The 20,163-nt window shown below is 59.2% G+C and carries 24 protein-coding genes; 12 read left to right on the forward strand and 12 right to left on the reverse strand.

Annotated elements, in window-relative coordinates; translation table 11 throughout:
* The first annotated feature begins 21 nt into the window (after positions 1-21).
* Positions 22-501 carry an SRPBCC domain-containing protein gene (locus HGP16_RS05165; protein ID WP_168839176.1) on the forward strand — a complete coding sequence of 160 codons (480 nt, stop codon included), beginning with the start codon at positions 22-24 and terminating at the stop codon, positions 499-501.
* 184 nt (positions 502-685) lie between these two features.
* Here HGP16_RS05165 and HGP16_RS05170 read toward each other — a convergent pair whose 3' ends face one another.
* The 4 genes from HGP16_RS05170 to HGP16_RS05185 all read right to left on the reverse strand — a co-directional run bounded on the left by HGP16_RS05170 (position 686) and on the right by HGP16_RS05185 (position 3,387).
* Positions 686-1,507, reverse strand: coding sequence for a class I SAM-dependent methyltransferase (locus HGP16_RS05170; protein WP_168838936.1), 822 nt, complete (start codon positions 1,505-1,507; stop codon positions 686-688).
* Between the two features lie 397 nt (positions 1,508-1,904).
* Positions 1,905-2,759 (reverse strand): D-alanyl-D-alanine carboxypeptidase family protein, encoded by an 855-nt coding sequence (locus tag HGP16_RS05175; RefSeq protein WP_168838937.1) that lies wholly within the window; start codon positions 2,757-2,759, stop codon positions 1,905-1,907.
* A gap of 218 nt (positions 2,760-2,977) precedes the next feature.
* Positions 2,978-3,118: a hypothetical protein gene (locus HGP16_RS05180; RefSeq protein WP_168838938.1), complete on the reverse strand. Its 141-nt coding sequence runs from the start codon at positions 3,116-3,118 to the stop codon at positions 2,978-2,980.
* 44 nt (positions 3,119-3,162) lie between these two features.
* Entirely contained in the window at positions 3,163-3,387 is a 225-nt protein-coding gene (locus HGP16_RS05185) for a DUF1127 domain-containing protein (RefSeq protein ID WP_168838939.1), read from the reverse strand.
* A 102-nt stretch (positions 3,388-3,489) separates the two neighbouring features.
* Between HGP16_RS05185 and HGP16_RS05190 the strand changes: the two genes are divergently transcribed.
* Positions 3,490-4,380, forward strand: a complete 891-nt coding sequence (locus HGP16_RS05190; RefSeq protein WP_205926295.1) for a LysR family transcriptional regulator — start codon at positions 3,490-3,492, stop codon at positions 4,378-4,380.
* Between the two features lie 42 nt (positions 4,381-4,422).
* On the opposite strand, the gene HGP16_RS05195 is transcribed toward HGP16_RS05190, so the two are convergent.
* Positions 4,423-5,079, reverse strand: coding sequence for a dihydrofolate reductase family protein (locus HGP16_RS05195; protein ID WP_168838940.1), 657 nt, complete (start codon positions 5,077-5,079; stop codon positions 4,423-4,425).
* Between the two features lie 228 nt (positions 5,080-5,307).
* On the opposite strand from HGP16_RS05195, the gene HGP16_RS05200 reads away from it, so the two are divergent.
* The 6 genes from HGP16_RS05200 (at position 5,308) to HGP16_RS05225 (ending at position 12,221) form a co-directional block, all read left to right on the forward strand.
* The gene (locus HGP16_RS05200) at positions 5,308-7,200 is read left to right on the forward strand and encodes an ABC transporter ATP-binding protein (protein ID WP_168838941.1); all 1,893 of its coding nucleotides are present in this window, start codon (positions 5,308-5,310) and stop codon (positions 7,198-7,200) included.
* Positions 7,201-7,202: 2 nt separating this feature from the next.
* Positions 7,203-9,104: an ABC transporter ATP-binding protein gene (locus HGP16_RS05205; RefSeq protein WP_168838942.1), complete on the forward strand. Its 1,902-nt coding sequence runs from the start codon at positions 7,203-7,205 to the stop codon at positions 9,102-9,104.
* A gap of 36 nt (positions 9,105-9,140) precedes the next feature.
* On the forward strand, positions 9,141-9,731 hold the full coding sequence (locus HGP16_RS05210; protein WP_168838943.1) for an NADPH-dependent FMN reductase: 591 nt from the start codon (positions 9,141-9,143) through the stop codon (positions 9,729-9,731).
* 220 nt (positions 9,732-9,951) lie between these two features.
* Positions 9,952-10,458, forward strand: a complete 507-nt coding sequence (locus tag HGP16_RS05215) for a helix-turn-helix domain-containing protein (RefSeq protein WP_168839178.1) — start codon at positions 9,952-9,954, stop codon at positions 10,456-10,458.
* Between the two features lie 17 nt (positions 10,459-10,475).
* Positions 10,476-11,741, forward strand: coding sequence for a beta-ketoacyl-ACP synthase II (gene fabF, locus HGP16_RS05220; protein ID WP_168838944.1), 1,266 nt, complete (start codon positions 10,476-10,478; stop codon positions 11,739-11,741).
* Between the two features lie 57 nt (positions 11,742-11,798).
* Positions 11,799-12,221, forward strand: a complete 423-nt coding sequence (locus tag HGP16_RS05225) for a DUF4864 domain-containing protein (protein ID WP_168838945.1) — start codon at positions 11,799-11,801, stop codon at positions 12,219-12,221.
* Positions 12,222-12,298: 77 nt separating this feature from the next.
* On the opposite strand, the gene HGP16_RS05230 is transcribed toward HGP16_RS05225, so the two are convergent.
* From HGP16_RS05230 to coaD, 7 genes are all read right to left on the reverse strand, one after another.
* Positions 12,299-13,189: a cell wall hydrolase gene (locus tag HGP16_RS05230; protein ID WP_168838946.1), complete on the reverse strand. Its 891-nt coding sequence runs from the start codon at positions 13,187-13,189 to the stop codon at positions 12,299-12,301.
* A 296-nt stretch (positions 13,190-13,485) separates the two neighbouring features.
* Positions 13,486-13,869, reverse strand: a complete 384-nt coding sequence (locus HGP16_RS05235) for a VOC family protein (RefSeq protein WP_168838947.1) — start codon at positions 13,867-13,869, stop codon at positions 13,486-13,488.
* A gap of 237 nt (positions 13,870-14,106) precedes the next feature.
* Entirely contained in the window at positions 14,107-15,237 is a 1,131-nt protein-coding gene (gene tgt, locus HGP16_RS05240; protein WP_168838948.1) for a tRNA guanosine(34) transglycosylase Tgt, read from the reverse strand.
* A gap of 6 nt (positions 15,238-15,243) precedes the next feature.
* Positions 15,244-16,329: a tRNA preQ1(34) S-adenosylmethionine ribosyltransferase-isomerase QueA gene (queA, locus tag HGP16_RS05245; protein ID WP_168838949.1), complete on the reverse strand. Its 1,086-nt coding sequence runs from the start codon at positions 16,327-16,329 to the stop codon at positions 15,244-15,246.
* Positions 16,330-16,417: 88 nt separating this feature from the next.
* Complete coding sequence (locus HGP16_RS05250; RefSeq protein ID WP_168838950.1) at positions 16,418-16,927, reverse strand: peptidylprolyl isomerase; 510 nt, start codon at positions 16,925-16,927, stop codon at positions 16,418-16,420.
* A gap of 133 nt (positions 16,928-17,060) precedes the next feature.
* A complete protein-coding gene (locus HGP16_RS05255) occupies positions 17,061-17,633 on the reverse strand; it encodes a peptidylprolyl isomerase (RefSeq protein ID WP_168838951.1) in 573 nt (190 codons plus the stop codon).
* Between the two features lie 28 nt (positions 17,634-17,661).
* Positions 17,662-18,174, reverse strand: coding sequence for a pantetheine-phosphate adenylyltransferase (coaD, locus tag HGP16_RS05260; RefSeq protein ID WP_168838952.1), 513 nt, complete (start codon positions 18,172-18,174; stop codon positions 17,662-17,664).
* Between the two features lie 201 nt (positions 18,175-18,375).
* Between coaD and HGP16_RS05265 the strand changes: the two genes are divergently transcribed.
* The 4 genes from HGP16_RS05265 (at position 18,376) to HGP16_RS05275 (ending at position 20,118) form a co-directional block, all read left to right on the forward strand.
* Complete coding sequence (locus HGP16_RS05265; RefSeq protein ID WP_246703230.1) at positions 18,376-18,600, forward strand: hypothetical protein; 225 nt, start codon at positions 18,376-18,378, stop codon at positions 18,598-18,600.
* Positions 18,601-18,691: 91 nt separating this feature from the next.
* Entirely contained in the window at positions 18,692-18,850 is a 159-nt protein-coding gene (locus tag HGP16_RS05270; protein ID WP_168838953.1) for a hypothetical protein, read from the forward strand.
* 40 nt (positions 18,851-18,890) lie between these two features.
* Positions 18,891-19,025 (forward strand): hypothetical protein, encoded by a 135-nt coding sequence (locus tag HGP16_RS34360; protein WP_281023965.1) that lies wholly within the window; start codon positions 18,891-18,893, stop codon positions 19,023-19,025.
* Positions 19,026-19,227: 202 nt separating this feature from the next.
* A complete protein-coding gene (locus HGP16_RS05275) occupies positions 19,228-20,118 on the forward strand; it encodes an NAD(P)-dependent oxidoreductase (RefSeq protein ID WP_168838954.1) in 891 nt (296 codons plus the stop codon).
* The last annotated feature ends 45 nt before the right edge of the window (positions 20,119-20,163 follow it).

The following is a 20,163-nucleotide window of genomic DNA, read 5'->3' on the forward strand; positions in this document are numbered from 1 at the left end:
GCTCACGACGAGGAGGATGTGATGAGCGAGGCAACAGGCGCAAAAAGAACCGACACGGCTTCCAGAATAATCCGCGCGACGCCACACGCGATCTTCGACGCGTTCATCAATCCCGATGCATTGATCGCCTGGCTTCCGCCCAAGGGTATGACGGGGCACGTTCACGTCTTCGAGCCGCATCAAGGCGGCAATTACCGGCTGGCGCTGTCCTATAATGCAGCGGATCATTCGACTCCCGGAAAATCCTCCGAGCACACCGATATCGTTTCCGGCCGGTTCCTCGAAATCGTTCCTGACAAACGCATCGTTCAGGCGGTGGATTTCGAATCCGACGACCCGGCGTTCGCTGGCAGGATGATCATTACGTGGTCCTTAGTGGAGGTGCCATCCGGTACGAAGGTCACCGTAGTTTGCGAGAATGTGCCGTATGGCATCAGCAAGAAAGACCATGACGAGGGCTTGAAATCGACTCTCGAAAATCTCGCCAACCATCTGAAATGAAATAAAAAAATGGCTATCTCTTTCCAGAGGCTATATCTGATTTAGTTCCATAATCTATCTTATCTGATGTTTGTTTATAGCTGGGTTGGTTCCATTTTTAAATGCAACAGACACACAGCATCGGCCATGATTTCTTGAGGATGGGATGGCCTGCTCTTTTACGCAATTGAACAGGCCTGCTCCCTCATGCTTCCAGGGTCATAACGACGATCCAGGCCTGCCATCTGACGCCCGGGATTTTGAGCAGCAGATTGTCAATCTGTTCGCCGGTACCTCGGACCGCGGTGCCGAGCGGACTCCTGCGAAACGGGATCGAGGCAAGCGTAGCGAGCCCGAAGAATTCCAGATCGTACTTCGAGAAATATTTGCGTACGATGTCGAAGTCGGATTTCAAGAGCGGATGCTCGTCAACCGTGCGGGCGGTTGGCGTCCGGTTGCGATAGAGATTGATCACGGGGTTATGGCCGAGTGGCTCGAAGAAGAAAGCCTTGCCGCCGGGTCGCAGCACACGCCGGATCTCGCTAAGTGATTTCTCCAGAACCAGATGGTGCAGGATGCCGCTGCCGAAGACGACGTCGAAACCCGCCGACGGCAACGTCATGTCTTCCGCATTGTCGACCTGGAAGGCCACGTTGTTGATTCCACGGCCAGCCGCCGTATTGGTGGCCTGTTGAATAGCGACGTCCGAAATGTCGATGCCGGTGATCCGCTTGGCGGAGTGCGCGAGACCAATGCTGCTCATGCCGTTCGAGCACCCGTATTCGAGCACTTCCTTTTCGGGGCAAGCCGCCCTCACCAGCCGCCAATAGGTGTCCACAGCGGCTTTGACGGCGAAATAAAACGAATCCTCCTTGCGCTCCTCCACTGCACCGAAGCGTTCATTGTGAAAGTCGCGCTCACGCGTCAAACGTGCATCATACGTCATTCCGGTCCTCCCAACTTGACCTAATGCGTTGAAATATTTGCGAGATCTATCTTGCAGGAGCATCAGGCCGGTCGCGGCCAATGATGGGTCCTTCATTTTCGGAGAATAACAAACTGGAAACAGATATCTCCGCCTAAGCGAATTCGCAGTTCGGCGCCGATTCCTACCAGATCATGATGAGCGCAGCGAACGGGCGAGTTCCGCTGTTGACATAGGGCAGCCCGCCAGCTCGGCAATCACTACTCAACTATTTATCGCAAGAGGCACGTCTCAGCATTCAACCGTGAAAATGCCTCGGATAAAAGCAGCAGTCGGAGGACATCGCACTTCTGTACGAAGAAACATGATCTCCTAACCTGTACGATGGGCGGAATGCGGCAGGATTAGCGTCTCCGCGGAGCAATTTCGGAAACGAAGGCACCCTCTTGTCAGTCGCCCAAAGATGAATGGCCTGCTGGATGCTGAAATCAAGCAGAAATCAGTTCGCCGAGCTTTGCTTGGGAGTGCCGGTCGATACTGTGGCCGTTGTCGGAACCGGGGCCAGATAGGTGTCCAGAAGGCTTGCCATCTTGTTGTCGCGAATTTCAGCGGTCTTCTCGCCCATGACCACGCCGACGACATGGCGGCCGTTCCTCGTTGCAGACGTCACGAGATTATAGCCGGAGGCATCGGTATAGCCGGTCTTGATGCCATCGGCACCGGCGTAGCGATACATGAGATTGTTGTGACCGCGCAGTTTCATGCCACGGAACTTGATGCCGCGCATGGAGAAAAGCTTGAATTCCTCGGGGAAATCCCGCATCAGCGCGACGCCGAGTACCGCCATGTCATGGGCGGTCGTCACCTGCTCCGGATCCGGCAGGCCAGACGCATTCTTGAAGACGGTGTTGCTCATGCCGAGCTTATGCGCCTTTTCGGTCATCATCCGGCCGAAGCTGTCCTCGGTGCCGCCAAGCTGCTCACCAATCGCGACGGCCGCATCATTGGCAGACAAGACGACGATGCCTTCAACGGCTTCACGCACGCTGACCTTGCGGCCGACGCCAACGGCCAATTTGAAGGGTTCCTTGCCTTCGGCGTTCTCCGACATGGTCAGCTTCTGATCCCAGGTCAGGCGGCCGGCATGCAACGCCTCGAAGGCGAGATAGAGCGTCATCATCTTGGTGAGCGATGCAGGATAGTTCAGCTCGTTCTCATTCGATGCCTCCAGCACCTGGCCGCTACGCGCGTCCACGACATAACTCGCCTGACCGGCCTGCGCTATCGAAAGACTGCCAAGAAAAGATACGGCTGAAAGCACCGTGGTGAAGAGCAAGGAAATTGTCTTGGGCATGGAACTTTATCTGGCACTCTGAATTGACGATCCGGGCGGAAGGTGGGCAATGGCCGAAAGGCACCGCTGGATTTGGAAGGCGATGGATCAGACAACTCTATGGCGGAAAGAAGAACGCCGCCACAAAAACGGCTGCACGAGACATAATTGCTGTGGACTGAGGCTGGGATCATCCGGGGCGCCGGCCCTGCCCGCCCCATGGCTCAGATCCTGCTGCCTCAATCTGCGCTGTGCGCGCCAGGGATGACGTTTGAAATCGCCCGGTCAAACCTGTTGGGCAACTGCATGAACTCCTTCGACCATCCGCTTCCGACGGTCACTTCCTGCATAGATCCCGTCTGTGCAAACAGCACCGTCATGCGGCTCCTCTCCGGAACTTTCCCTTCGAGTGGCTTTGGGCGATTCAGCCCCAGAACCATGACTTGCTGACCTCGATTCGCGCTTCGGCGCGCGTCATACCGATATCGCGGAGCTGATCGTCGGTCAGGTCACGCAGATCCCATCTTGTCTCGCGCTTTTCGAGATAGGACACAAATTTCGCCAGCGTGACGTGCAGAAATCCCGGCTTTCGCCGTTCCCTGCCCGCGTCAGCCGCCGCCGGCATTGCTCCATCGATATCGATCGTCATTCTTCATGCTCCTTCAGCCGTATCAACATGGCTTCAGGATGCACTGGCATTAGCAACGAATGAAGCTTATAATCTTTATGCAATCCATAAGGAATTCTTCTGATGCTCAATCTGGATCAACTCGCGGCCTTTATCAGCGTCGTTGATCTCGGCAGTTTCACAGCCGCAGCCGATAAAGCCGGGCTGACTCAACCGGCGGTCAGCCTGCAGGTGAAACTTCTGGAGCAGCGCCTCGGCGTGAAACTGATCGAGCGTGTCGGCCGGCGGGCACAGCCATCGCCGGCGGGTATGGAGTTGCTTCCGCATGCGCGCCGCATCATCGAAGCCTGCTCCATGGCGGAAGAGGCGATGACGCCGTTTCGCGAGGGATCGGTCGGCCGCGTGCGGATCGGCAGCGGCGGCACGGCCTCGATCCACCTGCTGCCCCGCGCCATCGCCATGGCGAAAAAGCGCATGCCCGATCTCGAGATCATCGTCCGCATCGGTAATATTGCGGAAATTCTGCGCGATCTCGAAGCCAATGCGCTGGACTTGGCGGTGGTCGCCCTGCCCGCTGCCGGCCGCTCCCTCGAAGTCGAACCATTCCACGACGACGAGCTTTTGGCCGTGGCGCCGAAGGGAAGCGCGATGCCGGAGGGCGGCCCGGATGTGGAATTCATGAAGGACAAGACGATGCTTCTTTACGAAGGTGGCAACACGCGTCGGGCCACGAACGAATGGTTCCAGGCTGGCGGGGTCCAACCCGAGCCCGCCATGGAGTTCGGAAGCGTCGAAGCCATCAAGGAGCTGGTCGCAGCGGGCCTCGGATGGTCCATCCTCCCGGACATGGCGCTGAGACGTGACAGGTCGGACCTGCTGGTTACCTCTCCGCTCCGGCCAAGGCTCGTTCGGCAACTCGGCATGGTGTTGCGCCGCGACAAGCATCTCACGAAAGGTCTTCGCGAAATCATGAAATCCCTTCGCGAATTTCAGAAGACCGAGCACACAGGGTGATCTCGGCGGGCGTCCGTCAAACGCCCGCCATGGTCGGATCAGCTATTCCAGCCTCTTGCGGGGCTCGATCTCTTCTTCGGACGGATCCGGCCCGACGAAGGAGCCTGTCTTCACCGGCCCGTCCGGCTGGTAAGTCGCAAAGATGACACCGGTCGGAGACGACTGTGTGCGCAGCAGCTTCATCGCCGTGGGAACCGCCCCGCCGGCAAACAGCTTCTTGCCGCCGCCCAGCACGAGCGGAAAGATCATCAGGTTGAATTCGTCGATCAGTCCGTGGCGCAGCAGGGTCTGAATGAAGTCGCCGCTGCCCTGAATGAGGAGATCCGGCCCCTCGCCCGCTTTCAGCTCCTCGATCGCCGCCACGACATCCTTGCCAAGGGACTGGCTCTTGTTCCATTTCAGCCTGACATCGCCGTGCGTCGCGACATATTTGGTAACGCTGTTGAATTTAGCGGCGATCGGATTGTCGTTGTCGATATAAGGCCAATAGGCGGCGAAAATGTCATAGGTCTTGCGTCCGAGCAGCAGATCGAACGGCTTTTCGAACACTTCGAAGAGTGTCTTGAAAGTTTCTTCATCGGAGTAAGGGAATACCCAGCCGCCATGCACGAAACCGCCGGTTGGATCCTCATCCGGACCGCCGGGTGCCTGCATGACTCCGTCAAGGCTGATGAATGTGGCTGCGATGACCTTGCGCATGATTTCCTCCTTGTTCTGGGTTGGTGCCCGAAGGACGTCTCGCCGGTTTCGATCCCGACATGTCATCGATTATTTTTTGAACACGCAATCTAACGTTCGCGTGGGACTTGTGACCAATCGACTCTTGAACGTCGCCACGGAATCGGCAAAATTCATCCTATCAATACTTCCTCTGAGATACGAACCCGTCTGCGGGCCAGCCTCGTTTAAACATGCCTGGATAAAAGCGTGAGCAGCGATTCATCAAGAAGCGCGGCGCGGCCATTGGCCTCGCGCGCGCATATCAACGCGGTCGGTTGGGGCCAAGGCCTGTCGACGATCGTTCGCATCACCCATATGACGCTGCGCCACCCATGGCAGACGAGCTTCGCCATAGGGGCAACATTCGTAGCTGCAACGTTGCAGCTGACGATTCCGCGCCTGCTCGGTCGCGCGGTCGATCAGACACAGACAGCGTTCGCCGGCGGTGCCGCCGGCCAGATCGCCGAAAATGCTTTGATGACGACCGCCCTGCTCCTGCTCGTCGTCAGCATCCTGCGCGGCCTGTTCACGATGGTGCAGAACTATTACAGCGAGTCCGTCGGCCATCATATGGGATATGAGCTAAGGCTCGCCTGTTACGAGAAGATCCAGCAGCTCTCCTTCAGCTTCCATGACAAGGTTCATTCCGGCGATCTCATCACCGTCGGCCTGCTCGATCTGGAAGGCGTGCGCATGTATTTCTCCACCGCACTGGTGCGCATGCTGCTGCTGACCATGCTGATCGGCGTCGGCGCCTACATGCTGCTGTCGACCGATGTGGCGCTCGGCTTGCTGGCCCTGAGCTTCGTGCCCTTCGTCGCGTGGCGCTCCTCGGTTACGCAATTGCGGTTACGCTCGACATGGCTCGACCTGCAGGAACGGCTCTCGGTGCTGACGCGCGTGATGGAGGAAAATCTCGGCGGCATCCGCGTCGTCCGTGCCTTTGCCGCGCACGCGCACGAACTCATGAAGTTCGACGGCGCCTCGCACAACGCGCTTTCTCTCGCCCATAAGCGCGTCGGCATCCGCGTCATCAATACCAGCGCCATGAACCTCTCCTTCTTCGTGTCGATGGGGCTCGTGCTTTGGCTGGGTGGTCTCAAGGTCATTGCGGGCGAGATCAGCGTCGGCACGCTCGCTTCGTTCCTGACCTTCATGACCATTCTGCAGATGCCGGTGCGCCAGCTCGGCCTGATGGTGAATGCCTTTGCGCGCGCATCGACATGCGGATCGCGACTGTTTGCACTGCTGGATCTCGATATTCCTATCAAGGATGCTCCGGATGCCAAGCCGCTTGTCGTGACGGACGGTACGCTGCGCTTCGAGAATGTCGACTTCAGCTATCCCGGCTCGGAAACGCGGCCGGTGCTGAAGAATATCTGTTTCGAGGCGAAGCGTGGCGAGACGATCGGCATCGTCGGCCCGCCCGGCAGCGGCAAATCCACCATCGCCCATCTCATTCCGCGCTTCTACGATGTCACGGCGGGGCAGATCACGCTGGACGGCCAGGATATCCGCGAGGCGACACTGCAATCGTTGCGGCAGAACGTGGCTGTCGTACAGCAGGATTCGTTCCTGTTCACGACGAGCATCGAGAACAATATCGCCTATGGCGACCCTTGGGCGAAGGAGACCCGCGTCGAGCGCGCCGCCGAGTCCGCGCAGCTGCATAATTACATTCTCGGCCTGCCAGGCGGCTACGGCACTGTTGTCGGCGAGCGCGGCGTATCGCTATCCGGCGGCCAGCGCCAGCGCCTGACGATTGCCCGCACATTGATGCTGAAACCGGCCGTGATGGTGTTCGACGATTCCACAGCGGCGATCGACGCCGCAACGGAGCAGCGCATCCGCAGCGCCATGAAGCGCTTCGCGCGCGACCGCGTGACATTGATCGTTGCCCATAGGCTGAGCTCGCTGATGCATGCCGACCAGATCCTGTTCATCGAGGACGGCGAGATCGTCGAGCGAGGCACCCATGAGCAGCTTCTGGCCGCTGGAGGGCGGTACAAGGCGCTCTACGATCTGCAGGTTCGCCCGCAGGACGACGTCATCAGGACATCCAGCAGCGGCGTGCTCGAAAGGGCGAAGAGGGAGGTTTGACAATGTCGGAAATCACCGAAACCGAGCGCAACGACGTGCGCGAGGATGGTCGCCGCCCTCCCCGTGCCGTGGTCGGCTCCCACCGCGTCGAAGAGGAGATCTTCGGCAAGGTCTTCGACAGCAAGATCATCCGCCGCATATGGGCCTTCGTCGGCCCCTATCGCCGTCAGATCTATATTTCGGTCGCGGCCGTTCTGCTCTTTACCGGCTCGCAGATCGTCATACCGCTCGTCATCCGCCATGCGATCGACAACGCGATGGCGCCTGGCGCCATGGACTACTCGGCGCTCTGGGTGGCGCTTGCGATCTTCGCCGCGGCGATCCTCGTCAATTACGGCGCGAGCTATGTGCAGGAGACCTTTGTCGGCCAGGTCGCGGAAGAAGTCCTGTTCGACATACGCCGTGCGATGTTTGCTCATCTGCAGCGGGTCTCGCTGTCCTTCATGGACAAGACGGAAGTCGGACGTTTGATGTCGCGCTTGCAGGGCGACGTTAACTCCATGCAGGAATTCCTTGAAACGTCAGTGCTTTCCGTCGGTGACATAGCCCTGCTTTTCGGCATCGTCATCGTCATGCTGTCGCTCGATTTTCGGCTCGGCCTGCTGACGCTTTCCGTCATGCCGATCCTGTTCATCGTCCGGTTGTTCTGGCTGCCGAAGGCGCGCGTCGCCTTTATGAACGCGCATGAGACCAACTCCGTCACCAACGGCGCGCTGGCGGAAGCAATCCATGGCGTGCGCGCTGTTCAGGGCATGCATCGGCAAGGCGTCAATTTCTCCCTTTTTGACGACAAGGCCCATGCCAATCTCCAGACGCATCTGACGGCGGCGCGCTATGCACAAGTCATGGTGCCGATCGTCGACACGCTGACCGGCATGGCGATGGCGATCGTCATCATCGTCGGCGGCTCCATGGTTCTGAACCATAAGCTCGATGTCGGCATCATGGTCGCCTTCCTGTTCTACATTCAGCGATTCTTCGACCCCATCCGCTCGCTCACCATGCAATATTCGGTCATGCAGCGCGCCATGGCGTCCGGTCAACGCCTGACCGAAGTGCTCGACGTTCCGATCGACATCAAGGATGCGCCCGACGCCATCGAACTTTCACGAGACATGGATGGCTCGGTCGAATTCCGAGACGTCGTCTTCGGCTATAATCCCAAGCATCCCGTGCTGAAGAATGTCAGCTTCCGGGTCAATCCCGGCGAAACCGTAGCGCTGATCGGTCCCACAGGTTCGGGCAAGTCGAGCTCGATGGCGCTCATCCATCGCTTCTACGACGTGCAGCAGGGCCAGGTGCTGGTCGGCGGTCACGACGTACGCTCCCTCACCCAGGATTCGCTCGGCCGGCAGATCGCCATGGTGCTGCAGGAGCCATTCCTCTTCACCGGCACGGTGCTGGAGAACATCCGCTACAACAAAATGGAGGCGACGCGCGAAGAGGTGATCGAAGCCGCCAAGGCCGTCGGCGCGCATGAATTCATCATGCGCCTGCCCGATGGCTACGACGCCGTTCTCGGCGAGCGCGGCGGCGGTCTCTCGCTTGGTCAGCGCCAGCTCGTCAGCTTCGCCCGCGCTCTCGTCGCGGATGCCAAGATCCTCGTGCTCGACGAAGCAACAGCGAATATCGACAGCTACACCGAAATGCTGATCCAGAAGGCATTGGTGAAGCTCCTCGAGGGCCGCACGGGCCTTGTCATCGCCCATCGTCTGGCGACCATCCGCGAAGCCGATCGCATCATCGTGCTGCAAAACGGTCAGTTGCTTGAAAGCGGCAACCACAATCAGCTGATGGCAAACGGCAAGCTTTACTCGAAGCTCTACAACCTCAATTATGCGTCGTTCGACGATATTCCGGAGGAAGAAGCCTCCACTTCGGTGCCTGTGGAGTCACAGACCTAGAGCACGTCGCACAAAACTGTGAGGGCATAATCAACGATGACCGACAGTATTCTGGTTCTCTACGGTTCCTACCGATCGGATCGCGTCGGCATCCGTCTTGCGAATTATCTCGTAACCAGCCTGCGTCGGCGCGGAAACGATGTGGAGCTCATCGACGCCAAAGCGGTTGGCTTGCCAATGCTGGATCGGATGTACAAGGAATACCCCAAAGGTTCCGCGCCCTCGGCAATGGAGAGGCTTGCCGAGAAAATTCGGGCGGCCGATGCCTTCGTTTTCGTCACCGGCGAATATAATTGGGGCATGCAACCCGGCCTGAAAAACCTGACTGATCACTACCTTGAGGAGTGGTTTTGGCGCCCGGCGGCAATTGCCAGCTACTCCGGCGGCCGCCTTTCCGGCGCGCGCGCAGCGGTCTCCTGGCATGGCACCCTTTCCGAGCTGGGAATGGTCGTTATCTCGAGCACCCTTGCCGTCGCCAATATATCCGCCGCATTGGACGTTGACGGCAAACCTATTGGGAGCGGAGGCGATGCCCTTGCAAGAGCATTTCCCCGTTTTGCCGACGATCTCGCCTGGTGGACCGAAGCAGCGAAACAGCAGCGCGCCCGCAAGTCACCTCCCTATTGAGAGTCCTGTGGTTGTCTGCGGATAGCCGCTGGGTCTCTCGTCTTCTTCGCCGAAGCTTTGCCGCTCCAAGGCGATGCAGTTGTTGTATCTCCTTCATTCCTAATTCCTCAAAAACGTAACTGGATCTCACACCAGCAGATTGAGTTGCGCGCTTCGCGCAGACATAGGTCCACGATACCAACTTGCATAATGCTAGTTACTCATGCTATCTGCCCTGCCCATGCAAAGAACCAGCTTCAGCACCTTCAAATGCCCCGCCGCCCGTGCGCTCGAAAGCGTTGGCGACTGGTGGAGCATCCTGATCCTGCGGGATGCGCTGCAGGGGTTGAGCCGGTTCGACGAGTTCCAGAAGAATCTTGGGGTTGCGCCGAACATCCTGACACGACGGCTTAAGCATCTGACCGACGAAGGCCTGTTCGAGCGGCGGCTCTACAAAGAGCGACCGCCGCGCTACGAATATGTGCTGACCGACAAGGGTCGGGATTTCTTCCCCGTACTGATGGCGCTCTTCACCTGGGGCAATCAGCATTTGCCTCAGGAAGAAGTCGCGATGCGCCTCGTCGACGCCAATACCGGCGAAGATCGCGACCCTCTTCTCATCGACCGCGTCACCGGTCGCGCCTTTCGGCCCGAAGACACGATGCTCGTGCCCGGGCCTGCGGCCGACGACGCCGTTCATGATCGCATCGCCCAGATGAAGGCATGGTTTCTAGGCTTCGACGCCTGACACAATAGGAGCAAGACATGGATCGTATCGTCGTCACCGGCATGGGGCTGGTTTCGCCCTTGGGCGTGGGTGTCAATGCAAGCTGGAAACGGCTGGTCGAGGGGCGTTCCGGCCTCAGGCTGCTGCCTGAGGAGATGGTGGGCGATCTTGCCGCCAAGATCGGTGGCGTCGTTCCAGACATCGCGGAAGATCCCGAAGCCGGCTTCGATGTCGACCGCTACGTGCCTGTCAAGGACCAGAAAAAGATGGATCGCTTCATCCTTTTCGCGATGGCGGCGGCCGAGGAAGCGATCCTTCAAGCCGGCTGGCAACCGGCTGAGGTCGGCGCTCTCGAGCGGACGGCGACGGTCATCGCATCGGGCGTCGGCGGCTTTCCCGCTATCGCCGATGCCGTGCGCACCGCTGAAACAAAAGGCGTCCGGCGCCTTTCACCCTTCACCATCCCCTCTTTCCTCGTCAATCTCGCCGCTGGCCAGGTCAGCATCCGCTATGGATATAAGGGACCGCTCGGCGCACCGGTTACGGCCTGTGCCGCCAGCGTCCAGGCGATCGGCGATGCGGCGCGGCTCATCCGAGCAGGAGAGGCCGATGTCGCCATCTGTGGCGGCGCCGAGGCATGTATCGACAAGGTAAGCCTCGGCGGCTTTGCCGCAGCGCGCGCACTCTCGACGGGATTCAGCAATCGGCCGGAGGAAGCGTCCCGTCCCTTCGACAATGGCCGTGACGGCTTCGTCATGGGCGAAGGCGCCGGCATGCTTGTCATCGAGACATTGGACCACGCACTTGCGCGCGGCGCGACGCCGCTTGCCGAGCTCGTCGGTTATGGTACCGCCGCCGATGCCTATCACATGACCGCCGGGCCGGAAGACGGCGATGGCGCGCGCCGAGCCATGTTTGCCGCCCTTTCCCAGGCCCGGATTTCACCGGCCGAGGTCAAGCACCTGAACGCGCATGCGACATCGACCCAGGTCGGCGACCGTGGCGAAATGGAAGCGATCAAGACCGTCTTCGGACGCGATGGTGCGATCGCGGTCAGCGGCACGAAGGCCGCAACCGGCCATCTTTTGGGTGCCGCCGGCGGCATGGAGGCGATCTTCACCATCATGGCGCTGCGCGATCAGATCGCTCCGCCGACCCGCAATCTGCAGGATCCGGATCCCGCGGCGCAGGGTATCGATATTGTCGGCGGCACTGCACGGCCCATGGCCATGGAATACGCGATCTCCAACGGTTTCGGCTTTGGCGGCGTCAATGCCAGCGCCCTCTTCCGCCGCTGGCAGTAACCGCTTCTGCTTGATATCAAAGCGCGCTATGCTCTCCCCTTATGGCTGGGGTCGAACATGCGCGCTTTTTCCATAGCCGCTTTTCTCTGCTGCATCGTCTTTGCAACGGCCGCTCGCGCGGAAGATCCGGTGCAGGCGGCACAGAGCCTCATCGAACAACAGATCGAAGCTTTTCTGCATGATGACGCGGCGACGGCTTATTCCTTCGCAGCGCCCGGCATTAAGGCACTTTTTCCGGATAAGGACAGCTTCTTCGCCATGGTGAAGAAGAGCTACCAGCCGGTCTATCATCCCGGCAACTATGCCTTCGGCAAGAGCCGTGCGATCGACAGCGGCGCGGTCGTCTATCAGGAAGTCCTTATTACCGGCACGGACCACAGGGATTGGACGGCGATCTACCAGATAACCCGCCAGCCCGACGGCAGCTACAAGATCAACGGCGTGCAGATTCTTTCGAAAGCGACGAGCGAGGGCATCTGAGCAATAGCTCCGCCCAAGCGAAAACAGCGCGCCTCTTAAAAAGAGACGCGCTACTGGAAGACTCGGGCCAGGTCTTACTAGCCGCGAATTCTAGGTGAATTTCCTGCCGACGTGTTGCCGTCGAATTCCGGGCGCGGCTGCGGAATGACGACTGTCGATGCGGGCATCGGCGTATTCGTCATCGCGCTGTCGTCGTTCGAAAGCGGGCCGGAAATCGCCATCGTCGTGGGTGCCGGTGTCGGGATCGGAACCGCGGCCGGGATGACAACGGCACTCTGCGGCATAGTCACCATCGGGTTCGAGACCGGCGTGAAGGCCATAACGGACGAAGCCTGTTGCGCCGGCTGCGTTTCCGGCAGCACGAACGGAGATTGCGGCGCGCCCTGCGTGGGCACATAATTCATCGCAACCTCATAGGCCGGAAGCGGCGCGGGCGTCTGCAGCTCGCCATCCCGACCACGCTTCTCATAAAATGCGTTGCCGCCGGCATAAGCGACATAATGCATGTTGTCGTAGGGGAATCTCAAGCCTTCGGTATGGAAGAACATTGCGTCCTTCACCTGGGGATGCCGTTCGCCACGCAGGATCGCGGCCGCAGCGACATCAAGATCCGACTTCGCCTGGCCCTTGACTTCCCTGGTCATCACGCCCGGCGCGAACTGCCTTTCCTGGGAAACCACTCCGCAGATCGTGGGCGGATAGGCCCCCGAGGTCAGTCTGTTCATCACGACCGTGCCAACGGCCATATAACCGCTGGGATCGGAGCGTTCCGACTCGAAGTACATTGCACGTTCGAGACAGTCCTTGTCCTTTATCGTGTAATTATAGGTCACTTTCGCGCCACGAATGGGCTTGGTGGTATTGCTGGGGGTGTGGGTCGTCTTCTGCGTTGTCGTACAGCTGGTGGCCGCCAGACCGACAACCAATAGCCCTGAAAGACATGCCCCGAATTTGCGTTGCGCCCTCAACGGCAAGTGCCTCCTATTTTCGGTAGTACAGCCCTTATCGATCAAGAGAATGCGTTTTAGCCGGATTTTTTTGAAATTCCAAGCCTCACGCAATCAAATCGGCCAATGAGATGCATCAATGGCGGAAGGACCGTTTATTCCGATTCGCTATTTTTCCCAATGCTTTATTGTCGAAAAGCCCATTATGAAACACGACTGGAGACAGAAATTGCCCACGGCAAGCCTGTTCCAGCCAGTTCAAAACGATATGCCTTAAACATAGCAATCAATCGATAATAAAGGATTTACCACGCCGATTAACCGCTTGGCCGCCATCCGACCTCGATGAGGATTCGCCCCGGCGCGAAGCAGTAGAATAGCCATCCGCCACGGATCGCAGCCGGCGGCTGCCAGATCTCGTGGCCCGCCGCCTTGACCCTTTCATACTGCGCGTCGACCGCCTCGCGGGACGGCAGAATGAAGCCGATATGATAGGTATTGCGGCCGACCGTAACCGTATCGGCGCCTCCGAATTTCTCGCCGGGACGGCTGATGACCAGCTCAAGGCCGGCATCATCGCGCAGGATGGCGAGACCATTGGCCCCGCGCGTCTCGACTTCGGTCAAGCCGAATGCGGTAACAAGAAAGTCCCGGGTCGAGGCCACATCGGGCACATGCAAATCGAGGTGGTTCAATCTCATGACAGCTCCATAGGGTTTCCCGCGGAGACAGGTCAAACACCCACGTCAACGCAGGACACTCGGCCAGAATGACCAAGTTCCGCGTCGTGGGTTCTCACGCCGATGGCGTGGAGCAGAGCTTCCGAATGGAAGGGGTCGGGCTTACCGAAAACGACCCTGCCTTTTTCGACGATTCCCGATAGCGTGAAATCGCCTTGCAGACAAGCGAAGCAGGCCGGGAGCGAGCTCAACCGGCTGTCAAACCGGCTCGAGATCGCCCCTCGCCCAGTTCTCCATCGTTTCGGCCATGAAGTCGGCGAAACGGCCTTCGGCGATCGCCTGACGGATGCCCTTCATCAGTTCCTGGTAGTAAGCGAGATTGTGCCAGGAGAGCAGCATGCCGCCGAGCGCCTCGTTCGCACGGACGAGATGATGCAGATAGGCTCGGGAATAATCGCGCGAGGCCGGGCAGCTGGACTGCTCGTCGAGCGGGCGCATATCTTCGGCATGGCGGGCGTTGCGGATATTCACCTTGCCGCGACGGGTGAAGGCCAAACCGTGACGGCCCGAGCGGGTCGGCATCACGCAATCGAACATGTCGATGCCGAGGGCGACCGACTTCAGGATATCGTCCGGCGTGCCGACCCCCATCAGATAACGCGGCTTCTCCGTCGGCAGTTCGGGAAGCGTGATCTCCAGCATGCGCAGCATGACTTCCTGTGGCTCGCCGACGGCAAGGCCGCCGATGGCATAGCCCTTGAGGTCCATGCCACTCAGCGCCTGCGCGGAACGGACGCGAAGCTCCGGAACGTCGCCGCCCTGCACGATACCGAACATCGCCTTGCCGGGCTGATTGCCGAAAGCCACCTTGCAGCGTTCGGCCCAGCGCAGCGACATCTCCATGGCGCGCTCGATTTCCTTCGGCGTCGCCGGCAAGGCAACACACTCGTCGAGCTGCATCTGGATGTCGGAACCGAGCAATCCCTGGATCTCGATCGATCGCTCCGGCGACATGTGATGCAGGCTGCCGTCGACATGCGATTTGAAGGTGACGCCCTGCTCGTCCAATTTCCGCAGACCGGACAGCGACATCACCTGGAAACCGCCGGAATCGGTGAGGATCGGATGCGGCCAGCGGATCAGCTGGTGCAGGCCGCCGAGGCGGGCGACGCGCTCGGCCGTCGGGCGCAGCATCAGATGATAGGTATTGCCGAGAATGATATCGGCGCCCGTCTCGCGCACCTGGTCGAGATACATGGCCTTGACGGTACCGACCGTGCCGACGGGCATGAAGGCCGGCGTGCGGATCGTGCCGCGCGGCATGGAGACTTCGCCGAGGCGCGCGCCGCCGTCGGTCTTTTTCAATTGAAACTGAAAGCTCTCGCTCATCTCGTTCTAGTCTTTCCGGTAGAGCAGGCTGCCATCGCCATAGGAATAGAAGCGATAGCCCGTCTCGATAGCATGGGTATAGGCCGCGCGCATCGTATCGAGGCCGGCAAACGCCGATACGAGCATGAACAGGGTCGAGCGCGGCAGGTGAAAATTGGTCATCAGCATATCCACGGCCTTGAAGCGGTAGCCGGGCGTGATGAAGATGCCGGTGGCGCCCTGCCAGGGCTGGATGGTGCCATCATCGGCGGCGGCACTTTCGATCAGTCTTAGCGATGTGGTTCCGACGCAGACGATGCGCCCGCCCCTCGCCTTGACGGCATTGAGCGTGGCGGCGGTTTCGGCATCGACATAGCCGATCTCGAAATGCATCTTGTGGTCTTCGGTATCATCGGCCTTAACAGGCAGGAAGGTGCCGGCGCCGACATGCAGTGTCACGAAATGCCGCTCGACACCCAGGGCATCAAGCGCTGCAAACAGGGATGGCGTGAAATGCAGGCCGGCGGTGGGTGCCGCGACGGCGCCCTCCTCCCGCGCGTAGATTGTCTGATAGTCGGCGCGATCGCGCTCGTCTTCCGGACGTTTGGCGGCAATGTAGGGCGGCAGGGGAATGTGACCGACCGCGGCGATCGCCTCGTCCAGCGACGGACCGGACAGATCGAACCGCAGGGTGATCTCGCCGCCCTCGCCCTTTTCCTCGACAGTCGCGTCGAGCGAACCGAGCGCACAGACATTTTCGCCGTGACCGAACTGAATACGGTCACCGATCTTGATGCGCTTTCCCGGCCTGGCAAAGGCCTTCCAGCGATCGGGTGCGGCGCGCATATGCAGGGTTGCCGAAACCTGTTGGCCGGGCGCGCCCTCGCGATGACGAATGCCTTCAAGCTGCGCCGGTATCACCTTGGTATCGTTGAAAACCACGGCGTCGCCGGGACGCAGGAAAGACGGGAAATCCCGCACCTGATGGTCGCTCAGCGTATTCGAGCCATCGTTCGGATCGACGACGAGCAGGCGCGCGCTATCGCGCGGCTCGACGGGCCTGAGCGCGATACGCTCCTCCGGCAGATCGAAATCGAAAAGGTCAACACGCATTCAATTGGTCCAGGCAGTTCGTTCAGGCAAAGCGAAACCCGCCCCTCACGCCAGAAGCGCAAGAGGCGGGTTTCAGGAATAATCACGATCAAACGTCGGCGGCAACCCGCGCGGATACGATCGAATCCGGATCCTTCACCGGCTCGCCGCGCTTGATCTGGTCGACGAATTCCATGCCGGAGATGACCTGACCCCAGACGGAGTACTGCTTGTTCAGCCACGGAGCGTCGGCAAAGCAGATGAAGAACTGCGAGTTGGCCGAGTTCGGGTTCTGAGAGCGTGCCATGGAGCAGGTGCCGCGTATATGCGAAGTCGCCGAAAATTCCGCCTTCAGATCCGGCTTGGAGGAGCCGCCCATGCCGGCGCGGCCGGGATTGAAGGTTTCGCTACCCTGCTTGCCGAACTGCACGTCGCCGGTCTGCGCCATGAAGCCATCGATGACGCGATGGAAGACGACGCCGTCATAGGCCTTCTCGCGCGCGAGTTCCTTGACGCGGGCAACATGCTCGGGAGCGACCTGCGGCAGAAGCTGAATGACAACCTGGCCCTTGGTGGTTTCCAGGATGAGGGTGTTTTCTGGATCCTTGATCTCAGCCATGTTCGTTTCCTCTTCTCTCTTCTTGATTGCACATGATCCCGAAGCAGCATCGTGCCTTCGGGATCATGTCGCTGGTCTCGGCATGATCTTGTCCAAAAACCGCATCGCACTTTTTGGGATCATGCCTGTGAAATTACTTCTTGGTGACGGTGACCTTGACCATCTTGTCCGGATTGCTCACTTCGCCGTTCTGGCCTTCGCCACGCTTGATCTTGTCGACAAGCTCCATGCCGGAGACGACCTTGCCGACGACCGTATACTGGCCATTCAGGAAATCGCCATTGGCGAACATGATGAAGAACTGCGAATTGGCCGAGTTCGGATCCTGCGCGCGCGCCATGCCGACGGTGCCGCGCTGGAACGGAACCTTGGAGAATTCGGCCGGAAGATTCGGCAGGTCGGAACCGCCGGTGCCAGCCTTGTTGGGATCATAGCCCTTCGTTGCATTGCCGTACTGGACGTCACCGGTCTGGGCCATGAAACCATCGATGACGCGGTGGAAGACGACGTTGTCGTAAGCACCCTTCTTTGCCAGCGCTTCGATCTGCGCGACATGCTTCGGAGCAACTTCGGGCATCAACTGGATAACGACCGGACCGTCCTTGAGCTGGATCGTCAGGAGATCGGCGGCCGCAGCCGAGATTGCGCTACCTGCGAAGGCGGCAAGGCTCAAAGCGCCTGCCAATGCGATATGAAAGAGTTTCATGGATGCTCCGTTCGGAAATGAATTGGGCTCAGTTTTTGACGCTGGCCGTATCTTTGAGTTTGTCGGTCAGGGCTTCCAGAACCGCTGACGGCACGAAGGCGCTGACATCGCCGCCCATGGATGCGATCTGCCGCACCAATGTGGCGGTTATGGGCCGCGAGGCCGTACCTGCCGGCAGAAACAGCGTCTGGATATCCGGCGCCATCTGCCGGTTCATGCCGGCCATCTGCATTTCATAGTCGAGGTCGGTGCCATCGCGCAGACCGCGCACCAGCAAGGTAGCGCCATGAATGCGGGCGGCATCAACGACCAGATTGTCGAAGGCGACGACGGAAATGGCATCCGCCTTCTGCGGCAGAGCCTCGGAGAGCGATCTGCGGATCAGTTCCGCCCGCTCTTCGAAGGAGAAGAGCGGCTTCTTGCCGGGGTGAACGCCGATCGCGACGATCACATTCGAGGCGACGTTCAACGCCTGCACGAGGACATCCAGATGTCCGTTGGTCATCGGGTCGAAGGATCCGGGATAAAAGGCTGTCGTCATACCAAGCCGGCTCGTTGTTTTGACGCCTTTTGTCATGGATGAGGCCGCATCGCAAGTCATTTGCAACCCAGGGACCGCCTGTGAATGCCGGATGAATGCGACGTTCAAGCCCGTTTCAGCTCGGCAATGCTTTACTGGCTTCAACATCGAAACGGGCCTGGTTCACTGGCTCGCTGATCTCCGCCTCAGGGAAATCATGCCATGCTCGTCTTCATCATCGCAGGCGCCATCGTCGGTTCATTTTTCGTCGAATATCTCGTTCACCTTTTCGCCGACAACTATGAGATCGAATGGGATTCCGCCTTTGAAAACGGCAAAGACATCGATTTTGCCCAAAAAATCGCCACTGCCATGCGCAAAACGCATCGCGAATCTGAACGCCAGATGAACACGGCATTCAAGGTCGCTTCAGGCGCGCATTGCTAGATAGCCCTCAACATCGGCGGAACCATTTCGGAAACGCCGCGTTAACAGTCCGAAACTCAGTTCGCATATTGCGGCAAGAAGGAACAAGAGTATGCCCGACAAGATCACCCTCATTAACGTTGTTTGGATGGCCATGATTTCGGGAATGCTCGCGGCAACCGTTGCGCTTTACGATCAGAAACCCGACCAGTCGAAGGTCTACGGTCCCTTTGCTTCGGCTCGTCCCTTCGTTGCCTCGAGCCAATACTAAAGGGATCTGAACGCTAGTTCCACTAAAGGAGGGAGCGATCATGTTCACAATTTTGACGCTGCTTACACTTTTCATCAGCATCATGTTTATCGTGTCTGTCGCATCCACCATTTCGGCGCTCCATCGCGAGAGCGAAGAGAGCAAGAGACTGCATAAGCGTCACAAGACGCTCTAATTCCGCGTACCGAGCATCCTCTCCCCGCCAGATGCTCGGATGGACCATGAACCGGACGCTACCCCGCCAGCGTCCGGTTTTTTATTGCCGATACACCTGCCCTCGCATCCTGCCGCCACTCTGCAAGCGCCTGATCTTGCAACAAGAAGCGCGGCAATCGCTACAATCGTGCCATGATCGGTCAGTTCATCAGGGGAGCGACATGCGCATTGTTCTGACAGGCAGTTCAGGCCGGCTTGGCCGGGCGATCTTCAATGCGCTGGCGACAAAACACTCGATCGTAGGGATCGACCGTTCACCGTTTTTGACGACACATCTCGTTGGCGATTTTACCGATGCGATGCTGCTGCGCCAGGCGCTGAAGGAGGCGGACGCGATTATCCATTGCGCGGCCCTGCACGCTCCACATGTCGGCACGATCTCCGATGACGAGTTTCGCCGCATCAATGTGGAAGGAACGCGCTTCCTGGCGGAAGCATCCTTGGCAGCCGGCGTCAAACGAGTGGTGTTTACCAGCACGACTGCGCTCTATGGCCACGCAGCCGCTCCCGGCCGATGCACATGGATCGACGAAGACACGGCGCCACAACCGAAAAGCATCTATCACCGCACGAAACTGGAAGCCGAACGAGTTTTGGCCGATATGGCCGGCCCGGATTTGCAGGTGCGCGTTTTACGCATGTCTCGGAGCTTTCCGGAACCAGCCAATGTAATAGCCGTCTACCGGCTGCATCGTGGCGTCGATATCCGGGATGTGGCGGATGCCCATGTCGCGGCGCTGACGAATGGCGGCAGGGATTTTCAACGGCATATCATTTCCGCCGGCACGCTGTTCAAGCCGGAAGATTGTGAAGCGCTCGCCGCCGATGCAGCTTCCGTCATCCAATTGCGCGCTCCGGGTCTTGCCGCAAAATTTGCGCAACGAAACTGGCCGCTGCCGCAAAGCATCGATCGCGTCTATGCCGCGAAATCCGCGGGCACGGTCCTCGGATGGCATTTCCGTTTCGGCTATGACGAGGTTCTCGCACAGCTGGATCGGGAAAGCCTGGAAGTTCTGCCGCCCCTCTCCCAAAACAATAAACAATCCGAATAGATCCTATTGCGATCTTCCGCCAAGCAAGCTTACGCTCCAAAAATA

It is taken from the genome of Rhizobium sp. P40RR-XXII (assembly GCF_012641405.1).
In the GTDB taxonomy this organism is placed as follows: domain Bacteria; phylum Pseudomonadota; class Alphaproteobacteria; order Rhizobiales; family Rhizobiaceae; genus Rhizobium.